At 62.0% G+C, this 17723-nt stretch carries 15 protein-coding genes; 8 read left to right on the plus strand and 7 right to left on the minus strand.

The window, feature by feature from the left end:
• Positions 1-9: 9 nt before the first annotated feature.
• Positions 10-909, minus strand: a complete 900-nt coding sequence (locus tag ABIE28_RS20075) for an IclR family transcriptional regulator (RefSeq protein WP_354066072.1) — start codon at positions 907-909, stop codon at positions 10-12.
• A 152-nt stretch (positions 910-1061) separates the two neighbouring features.
• On the opposite strand from ABIE28_RS20075, the gene ABIE28_RS20080 reads away from it, so the two are divergent.
• Positions 1062-2084 carry a succinylglutamate desuccinylase/aspartoacylase family protein gene (locus tag ABIE28_RS20080; RefSeq protein WP_354066074.1) on the plus strand — a complete coding sequence of 341 codons (1023 nt, stop codon included), beginning with the start codon at positions 1062-1064 and terminating at the stop codon, positions 2082-2084.
• Positions 2081-3016 carry a threonine ammonia-lyase gene (locus ABIE28_RS20085; protein ID WP_354066076.1) on the plus strand — a complete coding sequence of 312 codons (936 nt, stop codon included), beginning with the start codon at positions 2081-2083 and terminating at the stop codon, positions 3014-3016. The genes ABIE28_RS20080 and ABIE28_RS20085 overlap by 4 nt, the downstream gene beginning before the upstream one ends.
• Here the strand turns inward: ABIE28_RS20085 and ABIE28_RS20090 are convergent.
• A complete protein-coding gene (locus ABIE28_RS20090; protein ID WP_354066078.1) occupies positions 3013-4077 on the minus strand; it encodes a LysR family transcriptional regulator in 1065 nt (354 codons plus the stop codon). The genes ABIE28_RS20085 and ABIE28_RS20090 overlap by 4 nt on opposite strands.
• Positions 4078-4287: 210 nt before the next feature.
• Here ABIE28_RS20090 and ABIE28_RS20095 point away from each other — a divergent pair, with 210 nt between their 5' ends.
• The 6 genes from ABIE28_RS20095 (at position 4288) to ABIE28_RS20120 (ending at position 13258) form a co-directional block, all read left to right on the plus strand.
• Positions 4288-5166, plus strand: a complete 879-nt coding sequence (locus ABIE28_RS20095; RefSeq protein ID WP_354066080.1) for an ABC transporter permease — start codon at positions 4288-4290, stop codon at positions 5164-5166.
• 2 nt (positions 5167-5168) lie between these two features.
• Entirely contained in the window at positions 5169-6008 is an 840-nt protein-coding gene (locus ABIE28_RS20100) for an ABC transporter ATP-binding protein (protein WP_354066082.1), read from the plus strand.
• A gap of 122 nt (positions 6009-6130) precedes the next feature.
• Positions 6131-7855 carry a DUF1800 domain-containing protein gene (locus tag ABIE28_RS20105; RefSeq protein ID WP_354066084.1) on the plus strand — a complete coding sequence of 575 codons (1725 nt, stop codon included), beginning with the start codon at positions 6131-6133 and terminating at the stop codon, positions 7853-7855.
• 24 nt (positions 7856-7879) lie between these two features.
• Positions 7880-9127, plus strand: coding sequence for a DUF1501 domain-containing protein (locus tag ABIE28_RS20110; protein ID WP_354066086.1), 1248 nt, complete (start codon positions 7880-7882; stop codon positions 9125-9127).
• Positions 9128-9174: 47 nt separating this feature from the next.
• Positions 9175-10236: an ABC transporter substrate-binding protein gene (locus ABIE28_RS20115; protein WP_354066088.1), complete on the plus strand. Its 1062-nt coding sequence runs from the start codon at positions 9175-9177 to the stop codon at positions 10234-10236.
• A gap of 295 nt (positions 10237-10531) precedes the next feature.
• Positions 10532-13258 (plus strand): DUF4344 domain-containing metallopeptidase, encoded by a 2727-nt coding sequence (locus ABIE28_RS20120; RefSeq protein ID WP_354066090.1) that lies wholly within the window; start codon positions 10532-10534, stop codon positions 13256-13258.
• Between the two features lie 58 nt (positions 13259-13316).
• Here ABIE28_RS20120 and ABIE28_RS20125 read toward each other — a convergent pair whose 3' ends face one another.
• The 5 genes from ABIE28_RS20125 to ABIE28_RS20145 form a co-directional block, all read right to left on the minus strand.
• Positions 13317-15410 carry a DUF4139 domain-containing protein gene (locus ABIE28_RS20125; RefSeq protein ID WP_354066092.1) on the minus strand — a complete coding sequence of 698 codons (2094 nt, stop codon included), beginning with the start codon at positions 15408-15410 and terminating at the stop codon, positions 13317-13319.
• A gap of 132 nt (positions 15411-15542) precedes the next feature.
• Complete coding sequence (locus ABIE28_RS20130) at positions 15543-16022, minus strand: hypothetical protein (protein ID WP_354066094.1); 480 nt, start codon at positions 16020-16022, stop codon at positions 15543-15545.
• Between the two features lie 27 nt (positions 16023-16049).
• Positions 16050-16187, minus strand: a complete 138-nt coding sequence (locus ABIE28_RS20135) for a hypothetical protein (RefSeq protein ID WP_354066096.1) — start codon at positions 16185-16187, stop codon at positions 16050-16052.
• A gap of 23 nt (positions 16188-16210) precedes the next feature.
• On the minus strand, positions 16211-16585 hold the full coding sequence (locus ABIE28_RS20140) for a YciI family protein (RefSeq protein WP_354066098.1): 375 nt from the start codon (positions 16583-16585) through the stop codon (positions 16211-16213).
• A 68-nt stretch (positions 16586-16653) separates the two neighbouring features.
• Positions 16654-17520: an EamA family transporter gene (locus tag ABIE28_RS20145; RefSeq protein WP_354066100.1), complete on the minus strand. Its 867-nt coding sequence runs from the start codon at positions 17518-17520 to the stop codon at positions 16654-16656.
• Positions 17521-17723: the final 203 nt, after the last annotated feature.

Here is a 17723-nt window from a genome sequence, read left to right on the forward strand (position 1 = left end):
CAGCCTCAATCAGGTTGGGCGGGCCGGGGGACGCTTTTCACGGATCGGCGCCAAGGGGAAACTCGGCGTTGGCAATGTGCCGCCGAACGCAGCGGTAATCGTGCTCGCCGCCTCGAACTGGGTGCGGCACGCGGCCTCGAACGTCACGCGTTCCTTGGCCGAGGGCAGATATGGCATGGTCAGTACGGCCAGCGCACTGCCTTCCGCGTCAAGGATCGGAAAGCTCACATCGGTAATGCCCTGCAGGCCTTCGCCGGCGATCATTTCATAGCCACGGCGACGGATAGCGTCGATGCGCTGCTCGAGCGCTTTGGCCTCTTCGGCCGACGAGTTGCGCTCGATTTCCTTGAAGGCCCAGTCCTTGATGACCGGGCGCTGGAAGGCAATCAGCACGCGGCCCGAGGCGGTTGCGGCGGCCGGGTTTTGTGTTCCGACGCGCAGTCGGAAACCCAGCGGCGCGGGGCTATCGACCTGGGCGATAACGCGAATTTCGAGATGGTCGAGAATGGCAATGTGCAGCGCCTGGTAGGCGGTGACCGAGGCCGAATTCATGATCGGAACGGCAATGTCGAGCAGGCGCCGCATCGGCGGATAGCGGTTGGACAGGTCATGCAGGCGGTTGGACAAAAAGAATCCGTCATCGCCAGGTCGTCGCTGGATATAGCCGCGACGTTCCAGCACCATCACGACGCGGTAGACTTCCTGCAGCGAGCGGCCGAGCAGTTGGGCAATTTCGCTCTGGCTGACGCCGCGCGACATGCCGGCCAAAAGCTCAAGCACATCAATGCCTTTTTCCAGCGCCGGAGCGCCATAAGCCTGCTTGGCTTCGCTGGGCGCAGATGGCTTGGCGGCCGCTTTGCGGGCGCGCGTTGGCGGGGTCTCGGCGGCGGCTTTGGGTGTCTTTGGCATGCTGTCCTGCTCGTTCGAGTCGGGAGCGTCAATATCACAAGAGAGAATGAATTATCATATATAAAATCAACTGCGACGTCACGTCATTGCGTGCCGCCAGCTTTGACGCGTCTTTCCAAAGACTCCCTGCACTCCAATACCAAGAGCAGTAAATGGATCGCAATATAGCTAAACAATTGACCCCTGCCACTGTCGACTTCGACAAGCCCGGCAAGCAGATCGGCGTGTTCCATGTGCCCCTGTCTGTCCATGATGACGCCTGGGGTGTCGTTCCGGTTCCCGTTGCAGTGATCGGCAATGGCAAGGGCCCGACAGTGATCCTTGAAGGCGGCAATCACGGCGACGAATATGAGGGCCCGATTGCGCTTGGCGAGATGATCCGCGATCTCGATCCCGCGACCGTGCAGGGTCGGCTGATCTTTATTCCCGCCATCAACCAGCCTGCCGTTGTCTCGGCGCGGCGTACGTCGCCGATTGACGGCATCAACATGAATCGCACTTTTCCGGGCGACCCGATGGGCACCACGACCCGGCAGATCGCGGCCTATGTGAACGATGTACTGTTCCCGATGGGCGATGTTTTCATCGATCTCCATTCGGGCGGCTCGTCGCTCGATATCATCCCAAGCGCGGTGATCGAGCCCGGCACAACGCCCGAGCAGCACGCGGCCAATGTCGCGGCAGCCCAGGCATTCGGCGCGCCGATTGCGGTGGTGATCGACAATCGCGGCGATCCGCGCACGGCGACGGCGTCGGCCGCCTTGGCCGGCATGACGGTGATCGGCACCGAAATGGCGGGTGGCGGGACGGTGTCGATTGACGCGCTGGCTTTGTGCCGTCGCGGCATTCGCAATGTGCTGGCGCATGTTGGCGTACTGCCACAAAGCGAGGCCTCGCCCATCGAAACCGCATCCAAGCTCTATGAGCTGACCTCGCTAGCGCATGTTATTTCCGAAGATGACGGCGTGTTCGAGCCGATGCATCGTCTGGGCACCGATGTGGTGGCAGGCGAGCTGGCCGGGCGCATCCATTTTCTGACCCAGCCGGGCCGGACGCCGGTTGACCTCCACTATCGCACCAGCGGTTTGGTTTATGGACGGCGTCAGCCCGGTCGGGTTCGCCCCGGCAACTGCTGCCTGGTGGTCGCAACGCCATATGGGAGGCCTGACGCATGATCACGCTGAGCGACGTTCAGGCGGCGGCACCCCGCATCGCGCCCTATGTGCGGCACACCCCGACCATCGCGGTAAACGCCGTCTCCGAACCGGTGACCGACGCCAGGTTGTCGCTCAAGCTGGAATGCCTGCAGGCCACCGGCTCGTTCAAGGCGCGCGGTGCGACCAACAAGCTGTTGTCGCTGCCCAAGGAGGCTTTGGCCAAGGGCATCGTGACCGCTTCGGGCGGTAATCACGGGCTGGCGGTGGCGCGCGCCGCGCGTCTCGCCGGGGTGCCAGCGACGGTCTATGTTACCGAAAGCGCCACGGCCGAAAAGCGTGAGAAGCTTAAGCGCTGGGGCGCGACGGTTGAGGTGTTGGGCGCGATCTGGAACGAGACCAACAAGGCCGCTTTGGCCTTCGCGGATCAAACCGGTGCCGCCTATTTTCACCCGTTTGCCGACCCCGCCGTTGTCGCAGGACAAGGCACGGCGGGCTTGGAACTGCTTGAGGCGATGCCTGACATCGATGTCGTTCTGGTTGCCATCGGCGGTGGCGGCTTGGTGTCGGGGATGGCCGTCGCGCTCAAGGCAATGAAGCCCTCGATCCGCATTATCGGTATCGAGCCGGAAGGCTCGCCAACGCTCAAGGCGTGTCTCGATGCGGGACGTCTCGTGCATCTCGACAAGGTGACCAGCCGCGTCGCGACCATGAGCTGCGCCGAGACGGACCAGCGCGTGTTCGAGACGGTTCGCGACAATGTCGACGACATCGTGCTGGTGCCCGATGATGCCATGCTGGATGCAGCGCGCTGGCTGTGGTTCGAGATGGGCATTGCGGCCGATCTGAGCGGAGCGGCGGCTGTCGCTGCCCTGCGCACCAAGACCGTCAAGTTTTCGGCGGAGACGGTGGTTGGCGCGCTGGTCTGTGGGGCCGGGCCGGACGGGCTCTAGAATTCTCCCTGGGAGTCGAAGGCCAGAAAGGGGGGCGTTTCGAGCATGCCGGGGACGGCGTAGTTCGAAGCGGCTTCCTGCAACAGGGTGAGCAGGGTGGAATAGGGTTCGACCCGACGATATTGCGATGGGATGAGAGCGACGATGCGGCGGGGCGGGGCCTGAACCCGGTAGAGCCGCACGCCGGTTGCGGCCCCATTGGTGCCCAAGGTTGCAAGGGCTGGTGCCATGCAAATGCCGGAGCCGGCGCGGACCAGACCGATGGCGGTTTCAAAGCTGCGGCATTGGGCGACGATGCGGTGCTGCGGCAGCATGCGGTCGTACCAATCGGCGACGCGATTGGCGTGCTGGCTGCCGAAGATGAACTGGATGGATTGGTTGAGGATCGTCCAGTGCTCGGGAGCCAGTTGGCTCTGCGGATCGGTCAACCCTTCCAGTTCCAGCTGCTCGGGCACGACCAGCACATAGGGGTCATCGAGCAGTGGCACCTGCATGAAGCCGACGCCCGCCTGGGCGACCGAATTGGCGGCCAGCAGACCGACATTGATGCGGCGGCCATAGAGCAGGTCGAGGATCTCGTTGGGCGCGCTTTCCTGGATGTCGAAATCAAGTTCTGGGAAGCGCTTTTGCATGATGCCAATGGCCGTCGGCAAAAGGCCGCGGATGGCAGAATTGATGCCGGCGAGGCGCAGCGTCAGACGTTGCCCGCCGCTGAATTGAGCCAGCCCGTCTTCGAGCTCGTTGATGGTGCGCAGCACCTGTTCCACCTTTGGCAACAGGTAGTTACCGGCCTCGGTCAGCTCCATTTCGTTGGAGCGACGGTGAAACAATAGCGTGCCGACATTGACCTCAAGCTTGCTCAATTGCTGGGACAAAGAGGGCTGCGCCAGACCCAATTGCTTGGCGGCTTTAGTCAGGGTTTCCGAGCGCGCCACGGCCCAGAAAACTCGCAGCTGATGCAGGGTCAGATCGGCGACTTTTTGCTGGCGGGCACGGCTGCGCGGCGCGGTTTTCGGGCGGGGCGGAGGCCCATCGGCTGCGCCGGAACGGTCGTCGTCCATTGGTGTATCATCCTCCCTGTTCGCAGCGCGTCTGTGTCGCTGTCGACGGCCAAAGTCTACTTCAAGCTGCTCGCCTTGGGAGAAAATATTTGTTTGCCATTCACGGTTTGGCCGCTACCCATTAGGCGAGTCGCGGTCGGACAGGGAGGGCAGTCCGGACGACGAAACGCTCAGTTCGCCCGCTAAACGACGTTCCAAAGGACACCGCTCATGACCGAGCTGGCGCCGCCGCCAAGTCGCGCAGAACCGCCTGTTGCGGCGCCTCCGGGCTCAACCATTTCGTCGGTTGCAACGCTTGCCGCCCGCGCCAAGAATCGCCGTCGCCGCGAGCGTGGCGCCGTGCTGGGCACCCAGTTCTGCATCGCGCTTTTGCTGCTGGTGGGGATGTATGCCCTCAACGCCACGGCGGGCAACCTGACCATGCCGAGCCCTTTGGCGGTGTTCGACCAGAGCGTCAAAATGTGGTCGGACGGGACCATGATCAAGGCGCTGGGTGAGTCGCTGACGGTGCTCGGCCTTGGCTTCCTGCTGTCGGCAACGACTGGCATTGCGGTGGGCATTTTGCTCGGTGGCTTTCGGTTTATGGGTCGGGTGATGGACCCGTTCGTCAATGCGATGAACTCGACACCGGGCGCGGCTTTCATTCCGCTGATCATTGTCTGGTTCGGGCTCTACACCGAGGCAAAGGTCGTCGTGGTGTGGAATGCGGCGCTGTTCCCGATCCTGATCAACACGGCTGCCGGCATTTCCAATGCCAACAAGGATCTGGTCGAAATGGCCCGGGCTTTTGGCGCCAATCGGGCGACGCTGTTCTGGAAGGTCATGGTGCCTGACGCGCTGCCGTCGATCCTGAGCGGGCTGCGCATCGGCGCGGCCATCAGCACCGTCGGCACCGTCATCGCCGAGTTGACCATGGCGCAATCCGGCCTTGGCGGCCTGCTGATCGCGGCCGGCAATCGCTTCCAAATGGACCGTTATTTCGCTGTCGTCATCGTGCTGATGGCGCTGGGCACAATCATCACCGCGCTGCTGCGCCTTGCCGAACGCCGTATCGGCCGCTGGCGCCTGTCACTGGCGGATGGACGCTGATTATGGACACGACATCTGAACCCCTGATCTCGCTGCGCCATGTCGGCAAGTCGTTCAAGGACGGCAAGGTCCGCGCGCTCGAAGACATCTCGTTTGACGTGCGTCCCGGCGAATTCATCAGCCTTGTGGGCCCCAGCGGTTGTGGCAAGACCACGTTGCTGCGGCTGATCAACGGGTTGATCCCGACCGATGACGGCACGGTGCGCGTGATGGGCGCGACGCCGCAGCCGGGGCCCGATCTGGCGATGGTTTTCCAGTCGGCGCGGCTGCTGCCCTGGCTTACGGTGACGGGCAATATCGAGTTTGCGCTGTCGCTGCGCGGGCTTGATCGCAAGGAGCAGAGCAAGCGCTCGATGTCGCTGCTCGGGGCCGTCGGCTTGCGCGATTTTGCCGAGGCTTTTCCGCATGAATTGTCGGGCGGCATGCAGCAGCGCGTCGGGCTGGCGCGGGCTTTGGCGGTGGAGCCTAAGGTCTTGCTGATGGACGAACCCTTTGCGGCGCTCGATGCCATGACCCGCGAAGTGCTGCGGCGGGAATTGCTGCAAATGTGGTCGAGCCGGCGCATGGCGATCGTTTTTGTGACGCACGATATCGACGAGGCCATCATGCTGTCGCAGCGCATCGTGCTGCTGCGTCCGCGCCCCGGCCGGGTCGATGAAATCGTCGATGTCGACCTGCCAGAGCCGCGTTGGCAGAACGATCCGCGGACGCTGCCGGCCTTTGCCGCGATGCGGGACCATCTGTGGTCGCGCATCCATGACATGGTCCGTGATGGAGCCGAACTCGAAGAATTGGCAGGGGCGTTTCCCAAGGCCGACGCGGGCGAAACTCCAGTCCGATAGGAATTTCCTATAGCAGTGATAGGTGCTTAGGTCGTCGCGGCAACTGGCTTTGTGGCGACCGCTACCCTAGCATTTCCATACAAGGCTCCGCGGGGGATCGGGGCCATAAGGTATGGTTTTGCATGGACGGACTACGCGCTGAATTCTTGTCGCCGCTACAGCGCGCTGACTGGACTTATGATCGGGCGGCACATCTGCTGGAGCGTGCTGGCTTTGGTGGCACCCCCAAAGAGATCGAGCGCCTTGCCGCGCTGACGCCGGAAGAAGCTGTAGCGTCACTGGTCGATTACGCCGAGATCGACAACAGCCATCTCGCAGCGTTTGAGGAATCGGGTTTCTGGGACCCGACGCTCAAGGACTTTCCGGTCAGCCGTCCGGCGGCGACCACGCTTGCCGAAACCACTGGCGAAGCTATGGGGGTGCAGGTCAAGCCTGCCGGTGCGCGGCCACTGCAGCCGGTGACCAATCGATTCTTTTTCTGGCTGCGCGCCAGTGTGCTCGAAACTCGACGCCTCGGTTTCTGGTGGGTCGACCGGATGGTGCGCACGACGCGGCCGCTCGAAGAAAAGATGACGCTGTTCTGGCATGGTCACTTTGCCACCAGCGAAGAAAAGCTGCGTGATTATCGCAAGATCAAGCTGCAACTCGAAACCCTGCGCGCTGGCGCGACGGGTAATTTTGGAGCGCTGCTGGTGGCGGTGGCCAAAGACCCGGCCATGCTGGTTTTTCTGGACGCGGCGCAGAACGTGAAGGGCGCGCCCAACGAGAATTTCGGCCGCGAGGTCATGGAATTGTTCACGATGGGCGTGGGCAATTACACCGAAGACGACATCCGCGAAGCCGCCCGGGCGTTTACCGGGTGGGGCAATGACGACCTGACCTTCGTCGTCGATCCCGACAAGCATGATGACGGCACCAAGACCTTCCTTGGATGCACCGGAAATTTCACCGGCGAAGACATTCTGCGCATCATTCTCGACCAGCCGCAGACGGCGATCTACATCGCGAGCAAACTCTACAGCTTTTTCGTACGCGAAGAGATTTCGTCCGGTTTCGCATCACAGCTGGGCGCGCTGCTGCTGCAGAACCGCTACGAGATCGCGCCGTTCCTGCGCACAATTTTTCTGTCCGAAGATTTCTACAGCGAAGCCTCGACGGGCACGCATATCAAGTCGCCGACCGAGCTTTTGGTCTCGACCTATCGCAAGCTCGGGCTGGCCGAACTGCCGGGTATTCCTGACCCCTACATGGTCAGCAAGACGCTGGGCCAGGTGCTGCTCTATCCGCCGACCGTCGCCGGTTGGGGGCAGGGGCGTGCGTGGATCACGCCGGGACTGTTGTTCGAGCGCGGCAATTTTGCGCGCGAAGTGATGTTCCCCAACATGCTCGATTTCGTCGACCCCAACCACGATGCCGGTGGCGAAGTGCGGCGGGTCAATCGCAACATTATCGCAGGCATGGAAATCACGGCGGCAACGCTGGAAGAGGGATCGGCGCTCAGCTCTGCGGCAGGCATCCAGGAGACGTTCAACACGCGTTATGCCAGCCTTGTCGGCTACCAGGAAGCGCTGCGCAAGCTCAAGCCAACACCACGCGCGGCGGCCCAGTTCAGCCTCTCGGACATCGTCACGGCTGAGGGGGCGACAACCACCACAGAAGCGGTCGATGCGCTGACACGGCGGCTGTTGCGCCTGCCGCTTTCGCCGCCTGCGCGAGAGGCGCTGATCGCGACGCTCGACGAGCAGTTGGGTACCAGCCAGCTGGCTGAGGCCGACACGTACATGGAGCACGCGCTTCGGCTCGTGGGCCATCTCATCATGAGTTCACCCCAGTACCAACTCGCCTGACCGGGCGGCAGCGGAGACGGCACAATGGCCAAATCACCCAAGCTTACCGGCGCCGACAAGGCCGGGCTTTTGCAATCTGGCTTCGGTAGTATGGTGCTGGGCGGCGCCGGTGGCATCAGCACCTCGCCCGTGTGGTCGAAGGTGGCCGGCGCGCAGGCCGATCTCAATGACCGCATCCTGGTTATCGTCGAACTCTCCGGCGGCAATGACGGGCTCAATACCGTCATCCCCTATGCCGACGACGCCTATTACAATGCCCGGCCCAATCTGGGGATCAGAAAGGACAAGCTGCTCAAGATCGACGAGCATTTCGGCTTTCAGAAAACCATGGCCGGGTTCGAGCGGCTTTATAAAGACGGGATGATGAGCGTGGTGCATGGCGTGGGCTATGACCAGCCGTCGTTTTCGCACTTTTCGTCGATGGCCTTCTGGCAGACCGGCGCGCCCAATAGCGGCGAGGCCTATGGCTGGCTGGGGCGCATGGCCGACGCAATTGATCCGCTCGGCCACACCACAAATTTCCTTGTCAATATCGACGATCATCAGTCGCTTGCCGTGCGCTCGATGAACCATGTGCCGCTGGTGTTCGATAATCCCAATAACTTCACCCGCCGCATGTTCGACGAAGAGAAGGCCGCTTTCGCCGCCATCGACAGTCGCGGCAATGGCAGCGCCAATGCGGCGCAGGATTTCCTGTTCGATATTGCGGCCAGCGCCAACAGCTCCGAGCAGTTGGTGCGTGATGCGTGGAACAGCTACACGTCGCCCATCGACTATGGCCTCGTACCATTCGGGCTGGAACGCGTCGCGGCGCTGATCGCGTCGGACTTCCCGACCAAGGTCTATTACGTCCCCTACCGCAACAACGCCTTCGACACGCACGTCTATCAGGGCGATCTGCATGCGCGTCTCTGGTCCTACACGTCCGACCATATCTCGGCCTTTGTGCGCGACATGGAGCGGATCGGGCGGGGCGATGATGTGGTCGTCATGGTGTTCAGCGAATTCGGCCGCCGCGTCGCCGAAAACACCAGCCTTGGTACAGATCACGGTACGGCGGGTCCCGCCTTTGTCATCGGCAAGCCGGTGACCGGCGGCCAGTATGGCGGCATTGCCAGCCTGACCGATCTCGATGACGGCAATCTCAAATTCACCACCGACTATCGCCGCATTTATTCGACGCTGATCAATGGCTGGATGGGGCATGAGCACCCCTCCGCCATCCTGCGCGACGAGTTCAAGCCGCTGCCGATTTTCGGGCGCGGCGCCTGACCCCCAATTTCGATCCAAAAAGCGGCAAGAGTCCGCAGGAGAACCTTATGACTGTGCAAATGAAATCCTGGGCCCGCGTGGCCGCCTTGCTGCTGAGCGCGGCAACTCTGGGCCTTGTGGCTGCCGGCCCTGCGATGAGCCAGCCTAAGGATGTGTTGGAGATCAAGCTGGCGCTCGGCGTGATCGATGCCAATTTCAACCCGACCAACGCTTCGGTATTCAAACTGGCCGAGAGCATGGGCTTTTATGCCAAGCACGGCGTCAAGGTTGAGATCATTGCGCTGGACGGTAGTCCGCAGGCGGTCGCCGCACTCAATTCGGGCGCAGTCGATATCGCCGATATCAGCATCGACGCCGCGATCCGTCTGCGCGCAGACAATGATCTGCCGGTGCGCGGCATTGTCGGCGTGTCGATGGGCGGCAATTTCCTGATCGCCGCCAAGGACGAAATCCAGACCATCGAAGACCTTAAGGGCAAGGCCTATGCGATTGCCGACAACGGCAGTCTTGATCACCAGCTGACCCGCGTCGTGCTGCGCAGCTTTGGTTTCCCAGAAACCGATCTGAGTTTTGTCTCAATCGGCGCGCCAGACGTGCGCGTGCAGGCGCTCGCCGCCGGTCGCGTTGATGCGACGACGGTGTCGTTTGGCACCTATATGTCGATAGCCGATGTGAAGGGCGTGCATGTGCTGCTCGACTCCAACGAATTCTCCCAGCGCGGGCCAGCGCTGTCGAAATTCGTCGCGGCGCTCGACAGCACGATTGAAACCAAGCGCGAGGCGCTGCAGCGCTTCACCGACGCCCTCATCGATACCTCGCGCGCCATGGCTGAACACCCGCAGGAATGGATCGACGCTGCCGTCGAAGCCCGTCCTGACCTGACGCCAGCCAATATCAAGTCGACCTCGGACCTGATCGCCAAGCGCTGGTGCGTCTATGGTTGCATGAACCCGACCGAGTTGGAGAAGTCGGTCGACTTCGTTTACGGCAACCCAGACTTTGCTGAAGTGAAGGTGGTTGGCTTTAATGACGTCGTCGATCTCAGCTTCACCGAAAAGGCTTACGAAAATCTCGGCGCCTATGACGGCACGGTGCTGGACGTTCGCTAACGCGCTCAAGTATTTTGGGCCGGATAACGTCCGGCCCAAATGTGATGACGCCCAACAGGTTGTGAAACGTCAAAATAATTGCGCATCCCGGCCCAAGGTTTTATCCATCTGCCTCGTCATAGGATGAAGCAGATGAGGGGGCAGGGGACGGGCGTGGTGTCGTAAGGGTCGAGCTTTGCGTTCGAATACCCTTGCTGGTCGTGTGGTTGGAGCGGGCGCATTGGCGGGCCGACAATCGGTTTCGACTGCGGCAGATGCTCATTTCGTGCTCCCAAGGACTATCCCAGGAAGCGCCATGAACGTCGCCAGATTCGTATTTTCGCTCGCTCTCGTTGCTCTCGCGCCAGTCTCGCAGGCCTTTGCTCAAGAGGAGCTTGGGCCGCTGGCCGGTGCTCCTGATCAGCAATTGCTCAAGGGCTGGTTTGGTGGGGCGCAGGACGGCTGGTATGTGCTGCGCAATGATACGCTCGAAGGCTCCGAGCAGACGCTGATGCTCGATGCTGGCGCGGCGCCACCGGCCGGGCGCGCCGTTTCGGTCAATGTGTCGCTCAAGTCCAGCGTGTCCGAAGCGGCGATTGGTATTCTGGCGCGCAGCGCGAGCAATGACGATCTGTGCCTGATGGAAATCACTGCCGACGCGGCGGCAAACCTGTTCTGCATCATCGGTGGCGAACACAAGGCCATCGCCAAGGTGGCCAAGGCCGCCCGCATGGATGGCAGCGACGTCATCGAAATGATCGAGGTGCCGGGCAGCGCCCGCTTCCTGCTCAACGGCGCGACCATCGGCGATGTTACCTATGCTTCGGCGCTTGGCGGCGAGCTGGGCATCATGGCCTATGAGCGCGGCACGTTCGGGCTGGCCGATTTTGAAATTGTCGATCTTGGCCCTGCCGCTGGTGGTTCGGGTCTGCCGCCCAAGGGTGGGGCCGGTCTGCCACAGGCGGAAGGCACCGGCCTGCCGCCAAAGGGCGGTACGGGCAGCACAGCTCCGGCAGAAACAGCGTCGGAAGCCAGCGGTTCAAACACCGGTAGCCGGATGGCAGACATTATGGGTCCGCTGGCCGATGCCATCATGGCTGCGGACGATAAAGAGGGCTGGCAGCTGGCCTTTGAGGGCAATTGGCTGGTTTTCATCAATGATGAAACGCCCTCCAGCGAGAACTTCTTCACCGTGCCTTCAGGGCCGCTCAATTCGGGCCAGCGCATCACCAGCCTTGAGGTTGGCATCCTGCCGCCGCAGGGCAAGAAGGCGAGCGACTTTGCCAAGTCGGCTGCGGGCATCCTGATCGAAAGCAATGATCGGGCAGCGTCCTGCCTCGGCGAGATCACGGCCGGTGGCGATGGTCTGGTGCTGTGCTTTGGCGCCGATGGCAAGTCGACCGAGATGGGCCGACTGGCTGGCGCCGCGCTCGGTGGCGGCGACGACGTGCTGGAATTTGTCGAACGGCCCGGCACCGGCGAGTTCCGGCTGAATGGCAAACGCCTCGCTGAAATCCCGAACCATCCAGCTTTGGGCGGTCACATCGGTGTTTTGGCCTATGAGCGCGGCGAGTTCTATTTCGGCGGCTTCACCATTTCGTCGGGCGCGCCCTCGGCACAGGGCAGCAATAGCGGCAGCAGCAGTGACAATACCGCAAGCGACGGCAGCGGCCCCCTGCCGATGTTCGGCCACGAAGAAACGCGCCTGATCGGCGTCTATCTTGGGCTCGCCAATGGCATTTTTATGCACGAATTCGGCCACGCGCTGATCGGTGAACTGGACGTACCATCGACCGGTCCCGAAGAAGACGCGGTCGATATTTTCTCGGCGCTGCGCGTGGTCGAGCCGACCATGTATCCGACGGATGATGCGACGCTTAATGCCATTGGGCGCGAGGTGGCGATCTATTCGGCGCTGCCCTGGTATTATGGTGGCCTGATCAGCGAAAAGACCGGCATGCAGACGCCGTGGCAGGACGAGCATACCGGCGACCTCAAGCGGTTCCGCAATGTGTTCTGCGTGATCTATGGCGGTAATCCCGGACTTTATGGCCATGTTGCCGAACAGGTCGGACTTGATGAGCGTACGTTGGACCGTTGCGAGGGAGAGTTCACTCGCCAGAACCGGGCGTGGCGCACCATTTTGGCGCCACATACCCGCGTTGGTGAATGGCATCCGGAAGGGCTGTTGCCTGCTGATGCGCCGGGCGCTCGCATCCAGACCATATTTGAGCCGTCAAAATCGCGCGTCGGGCAATTTATCGCCGAGGCTTTCAGCGAAGGGCTGACCGGGTTTGGCGACGAGTTGGCCAAGACCTACGCTCTGCCACGAGACCTCAAGGTGATCTACAAAGATTGCGGCGAGCTCAACGCCTGGTACAGCCCGCGCGAGGGTGTGATCACCATGTGTTACGACCTGATCGAAGATCTGGCCGTGATGATCTCGGATGTCGAAATGGGCACCGAGGGCGGCATGGATGTGAGCGCGACGACGACGTCGCCAGCGCAATCCTCGGCACCGACAGGCACTACGGCAACGGCCAGCAAGGGCTCGGGCAAGAGTGTCGGTGTGGCCGCGACCGGCAATGCGTCCAACCCAATCGACGAGCTGGCTGAACTGGGTGTTCCGACGACCAGCGTGCTGTTTCCTGCGCCCTATCGCGGCGCGACGCCCGCCGGGCATTCGCGAGCCAAACTGGTGACCACAGGCGATCTTGCCGCGCTGATCGGTGGCGGCAAGCCATTGTTGCTGATTGATACGCGCGGGCAGGACGAGATCATCCCCGGCGCCTATTCGGTGGTCGATGCCGGCAAGGACGGTAGCCTGACCGATAGCTTCCAGTCGGTCGTCAACAGCTGGCTCGAAGGCGAGGCGTCCAACGACAAGTCGCTACCGGTTATCTTTTACGGTGAAGGCCTGCAGGACCGCTCATCCTACAATGCCGCTTTGCGCGCCGGCGCCTTGGGCTGGAATGCACAATGGTATCGCGGCGGGACGGAAGCCTGGCGCTCCAATGGCCTGCCACTGGTCGAACAGGAATAAACGTAATCGACGTAAAAAGGCCTCGGCACACTGAAATGTGCCGAGGCCTTTGTCGTTTCTAGAGATCGCTGACGCTGTCGGCCAGGGCCTGCTGCTTTTCAGTCAGCTGCTGCTGGGCCTGCTGGCGGCGGGCTTCGAGATCGACGATGCGATCTTCCTGCTCTTCCAGTGAGGCGATGTAGCGCTGGGCCAGCGTGCTATCGGCTGGAACGGCCGCCAGGTTCTCGCGGATGCGGGCCTGCGTGTCCGACGCGTTTTCGAGATCGGCGTCGAGGCCATAGACCGTCTGCTCGATAGTTGCGAGTTCGCCACGGCGCTCGATCAGATCGGCCAGAATTGCCGAGACTTTTGGATCATCGGTAAGGCTGGCCCAATAGGTCAACGAGGACGCATCGGCATCGACGAGGCCGAACTCATCGCTATTGGTGCGTTCGATGGTGGCGCGAACCTCTGCGGTGCCACCGGCTTCCACGCTGGCGCGCAGGCGATAGTGGGTCGGGGTCTGTTCATCGAGCGAAGGCGACGAGAAGGTCCAGCCTTCGCTGCGGGGCTGCTCGATGATGACAGTGCGGGCAGCGTCCTGTGCGCCCTTGATGGTATAGACCGTCTCGGAACGGGTGGTGCTGGTCATGCGGAACACACCCTTGGCGACGCTGGCGCGATAGGTGGTCTGCTGCTCGCCACGATCAGTCGTGACCTCGACCTTGCGGTCCGAGGCAAAGCTGAGCATGCGGCTTTCCTCGCTTGGAACACCCATCAATTGCGCGTCGCCGGCATAGCCTTCTTCTTGCGGCGCGTAGACCGTGACAATGCCTGGTGACAGGCTGGCGCCGGTGGTGTTCTTGAGCCGCAGCGCCGAGATGGGGTGAACGTCGCCCAGTTCGGGGCGGTAGAGGGCGATACGCTCGGCGCTGAGTTCGGTATCGATGAAGGGCACCGAAAGCGTCTGCCCGGCGAGCAGGTTGACCGGCGTCGGCAATGCATAGGTCGCGGCGGTTTCACCATCTGCAGCAACGGCCTGAGCCACCGGGCCGGAAGCCATGCCGCCCGAGATTGGCGCGGGGGCAAAGGCGGGTGCCGCCTGCACCACGGGCATGTCGAACGACATTTCGCGGTTGAGCATGTCGGCGCTCTGTTCCAGCGCCATGCCCTTGAACTGGTCGGGTGGCGGTGGGGCGCTGGCCTGTGCGAGCACCGCAATCTCGGGGCGCTGGTGCCAATAGCGATCATAGAGGCGCTGCGACAGGGTCACCGGCGCGCCCGAGGTCAGTGTCAGGGACACGTCGGACCAGTCTTCGCCGGTGGCGTTTTCGATCACCGCCCAAGCCTGCAGGCGCGCGACACCATCGGCATCAAGGATCAGGCGATAGGCGGTTTTCCAGATCGGGGCGGGCACGACATAGTCGAGCCAGACGTCACGCGCCGTACCGCCTTGCAGGGCGATGGTGACGGCGCGCATATCTTCGATCTGGCTCTTGCCGCTGACGGTCGCTGCGGCGCGGAGCTTTTCGCGCATGGCAGCGTCGAGAATATCGAGTTGGGTGTCCGAGCGCAGTTTGAGCACCGCGATCTGGCCCTCTTTGGTCATGACCGAGAGCAGCGGCTCGCCGTCCTTGCCCTCCTGCTCGCCACTGACTCCCAGCACCATGCCTTCGACCACGCGACCAGCCGAAGCGGCTCGAACGGAAATGCCCTGCAGGCTGCGCAACAGGGTCGGCAGCGCATTCATGTCGTCGGGGGTAAAGGGCAGGCCGCGGAAGGTCTCATCGACGGCCGATGGACCATCGAGCGTGATGGAAGCGACGCCGCCGGCTGGATCATAGACTAGAAGGCTTTTGAGGATGTCGCTGACCTGATCGATCGGCACGTCAAAACCAAGCGCATCGGTGCCGTTGACATGCACACCGCGCCGAATTTCGGCGAGGCCACCAGCCGATAGCGTCACTGCTTCGATCTTGTAGCCGGTATCGTCCTGCGCAAAGGCCGACCCCATCGGCAGCGTCATGGCCAGGCAGGCGCCCAGCAGCACGCGGCGCAGCGGCATCGGAGATGACTGTCGCTGTGAGCCCAGCACCATCTGGGGCGTGCCAAACCGCGCCAGCTGGCAGGTATCTTGTTGGTGCATTGCGTGGGAATTGTTGCCGTATGTCATGCTGATACTCCGTCTGACTGTCTTGAGGATGGCATTGTCAGTGAGACGACAGTGGGGCAGCACTCCTTTGGCGACGCCAGTAAAAAATAGTGCGGGGCTCCGGCTTTGGCCAAACCCCCGCTACGGTAGATTTCACTTCATCAGATTGCAGAAGATCATGAAGGACGAGATGGTGTCGTTGAAACCGTATTGGCTGAGGTTGACCAGGCCCTGGCCACCCCAAAGGATGATCTCGCGACCGCCCTTGTTGGTGTGCTCATAGAGCCCGACCGAGCAACGGACGCGACTGCTGTCATCGCATTTGAGCGAGGAAATGCGGTCGTTCCACCATTCGCCGGTATAGGTGACATATTCGGCGTAGGAATCCTGATTGGAATAGGAATTGGCCAGCCAGCCGACAGATTTGTGCCAGGCTTCGCCGCGGCCATTGTCATGTTCGTAGAAAGTGCAGCCCTTACCGCGGATGGCGGCGGGCAGGGCGACGTTGCGCAAGTTGGTGACACTGGTGTCGATCTGAATATTGTCGAACGTCTTTATGCCGAAGGCAAAGGCGGGGTTTGCCAGGCAGGAAATGGTGATGACGGCTGCAGCAATAGTCTTGATGTTGATCATGATAATAATCCCTCTATTTGATCGCTATCAATGTGCGTTGCTTGCGCTGAACTCGTTCTGAATGAGCCGGTCATCCTTGGTTGCCGGTTGGATGATGCGTGTTGTTTCAGCGTCGGCGATGCTGCGGCCGATAATGACCGCCCAGCACAGATTGGCATCCGTCATTTGAAGGAGGGATCGCGGCCCGGTCAGGCCGTGATGGCGTTGGGCTTGTAGATTGCCAGTGGCCGGATCTCGTACGCGCCGCCCTGCGGATTGGCCACGGCCAGATCCCTGGCGAAGGCGATGGCTTCATCGAGCGTGTCGCAATCGGCGACGAAGAAGCCGAGGAACTGTTCCTTGGTCTCGGCGAAGGGGCCGTCGATGATCAGCGGTTCGCCCGAGGTCTTGCGCAAGGTGGTGGCCGAGGTGGTGTTCTGCAGCCGCACGACTGGGCCGAGTTTGCCCTTGCTGGCCATTTTGTCTTCGACCTGCGCGAGACGGAGCATGCAGGCGTCGTCTTCCTCCTTGGTCCAGGTGGCGACGGCGTTTTCATCGTTATAGCACAAGATTGCATAGAGCATTTGGGGCCCTCCTCGTCAGCATGGTGACGATGAACTATGCCCAAAACAAAGCTGCTCTGCAGAGGTTTTTATGCGACCGGTGGCGGCGTGTTGCGGGCGATGGTGACGGTGGCGCCCAGCGAAGCAAAAATGATCGCGGCGATGCCGGCCAGTTGCCAGTGGGTCAGGTTTTCGCTGAGGATGAGAAAGCCCGACAGCGCGCCGAGCGCCGGCTGTCCGCTCATTAGGATTCCGAACAGGCGCGACGGGATATGGGGCAGCGCCACCATGTCGAGCGCATAGGGAATGGCGCTGGACAACAGCGCTACGCCCAGCGCGATCGGCAGGATGGCCGGATTGAGCAGGTCGGTGCCGGCTGTGGCAATGCCAAAGGGCAGGGCGATGATGGCGGCAATCGAGACGCCAAGCGCCGTGATATGGGGTCCGCCGCCTGTGCCGGCGCGTTGGCCAAAAATGATGTAGCCAGCCCAGCATGCTCCGGCGCAGAGCGCCATCACGACACCCATCGGGTCGAGGCCTTCGCTGGTCTGGCCCAGTGGCAACAGCATGGCGAGGCCGCCGATGGCCAAAATGATCCAGAAAAAGTCGAGCGGCTTGCGGGAGCCGGCCAGTGCCACGGCCAGCGGGCCGGTGAATTCCAGCGCCACGCCAACGCCCAACGGAATGGTGGTGATGGCGGCGTAGAAAAACAGGTTCATCGCGCCCATCACGACGCCATACATAAAGACAGCGCGCCATTGCCTTGCGTCGAGCTTTTTGCGCCATGGTTGGAAAATGGCGAGCAGCACGATGGCGGCCAGCGTCAGGCGCAGCGTCGTTGCACCGGCCGCGCCCACCAGCGGAAACAGTCCCTTGGCAAAGGATGCCCCGGTCTGGGTAAACACCATGCCGAGCGTGACGAGGATGACGGAGAACAGAACGGATTGGGGCCGCACGAGGAGGGCTTTCGCAGTGACAAGATTGCTCTAGCAGGGTTTAGCAATCACGCCTACTAGGGGCTACGACCCCTTACCTCTCCCTTCGGGGGAGAGGTCGATCCGAAAGGATCGGGTGAGGGGGCCTGGGGGCAGATACGGTGCTTGGACAAGGCCCCCTCACCCGTCGCGGCGCGCCGACCTCTCCCCCGAAGGGAGAGGTG

This window comes from Devosia sp. 2618, from assembly GCF_040546815.1.
Taxonomy (GTDB): Bacteria; Pseudomonadota; Alphaproteobacteria; order Rhizobiales; family Devosiaceae; genus Devosia.

What these genes read in the sequence shown, in the direction of transcription:
- ABIE28_RS20075 (WP_354066072.1), bottom strand. Translation starts at nt 909, where the DNA reads ATGCCAAAGACACCCAAAGCCGCCGCCGAGACCCCGCCAACGCGCGCC.
- ABIE28_RS20120 (WP_354066090.1), top strand. Translation starts at nt 10,532, where the DNA reads ATGAACGTCGCCAGATTCGTATTTTCGCTCGCTCTCGTTGCTCTCGCG.
- ABIE28_RS20090 (WP_354066078.1), bottom strand. Translation starts at nt 4,077, where the DNA reads ATGGACGACGACCGTTCCGGCGCAGCCGATGGGCCTCCGCCCCGCCCG.
- ABIE28_RS20140 (WP_354066098.1), bottom strand. Translation starts at nt 16,585, where the DNA reads ATGCTCTATGCAATCTTGTGCTATAACGATGAAAACGCCGTCGCCACC.
- ABIE28_RS20095 (WP_354066080.1), top strand. Translation starts at nt 4,288, where the DNA reads ATGACCGAGCTGGCGCCGCCGCCAAGTCGCGCAGAACCGCCTGTTGCG.
- ABIE28_RS20100 (WP_354066082.1), top strand. Translation starts at nt 5,169, where the DNA reads ATGGACACGACATCTGAACCCCTGATCTCGCTGCGCCATGTCGGCAAG.
- ABIE28_RS20115 (WP_354066088.1), top strand. Translation starts at nt 9,175, where the DNA reads ATGACTGTGCAAATGAAATCCTGGGCCCGCGTGGCCGCCTTGCTGCTG.
- ABIE28_RS20105 (WP_354066084.1), top strand. Translation starts at nt 6,131, where the DNA reads ATGGACGGACTACGCGCTGAATTCTTGTCGCCGCTACAGCGCGCTGAC.
- ABIE28_RS20125 (WP_354066092.1), bottom strand. Translation starts at nt 15,410, where the DNA reads ATGACATACGGCAACAATTCCCACGCAATGCACCAACAAGATACCTGC.
- ABIE28_RS20080 (WP_354066074.1), top strand. Translation starts at nt 1,062, where the DNA reads ATGGATCGCAATATAGCTAAACAATTGACCCCTGCCACTGTCGACTTC.
- ABIE28_RS20130 (WP_354066094.1), bottom strand. Translation starts at nt 16,022, where the DNA reads ATGATCAACATCAAGACTATTGCTGCAGCCGTCATCACCATTTCCTGC.
- ABIE28_RS20085 (WP_354066076.1), top strand. Translation starts at nt 2,081, where the DNA reads ATGATCACGCTGAGCGACGTTCAGGCGGCGGCACCCCGCATCGCGCCC.
- ABIE28_RS20110 (WP_354066086.1), top strand. Translation starts at nt 7,880, where the DNA reads ATGGCCAAATCACCCAAGCTTACCGGCGCCGACAAGGCCGGGCTTTTG.
- ABIE28_RS20135 (WP_354066096.1), bottom strand. Translation starts at nt 16,187, where the DNA reads ATGACGGATGCCAATCTGTGCTGGGCGGTCATTATCGGCCGCAGCATC.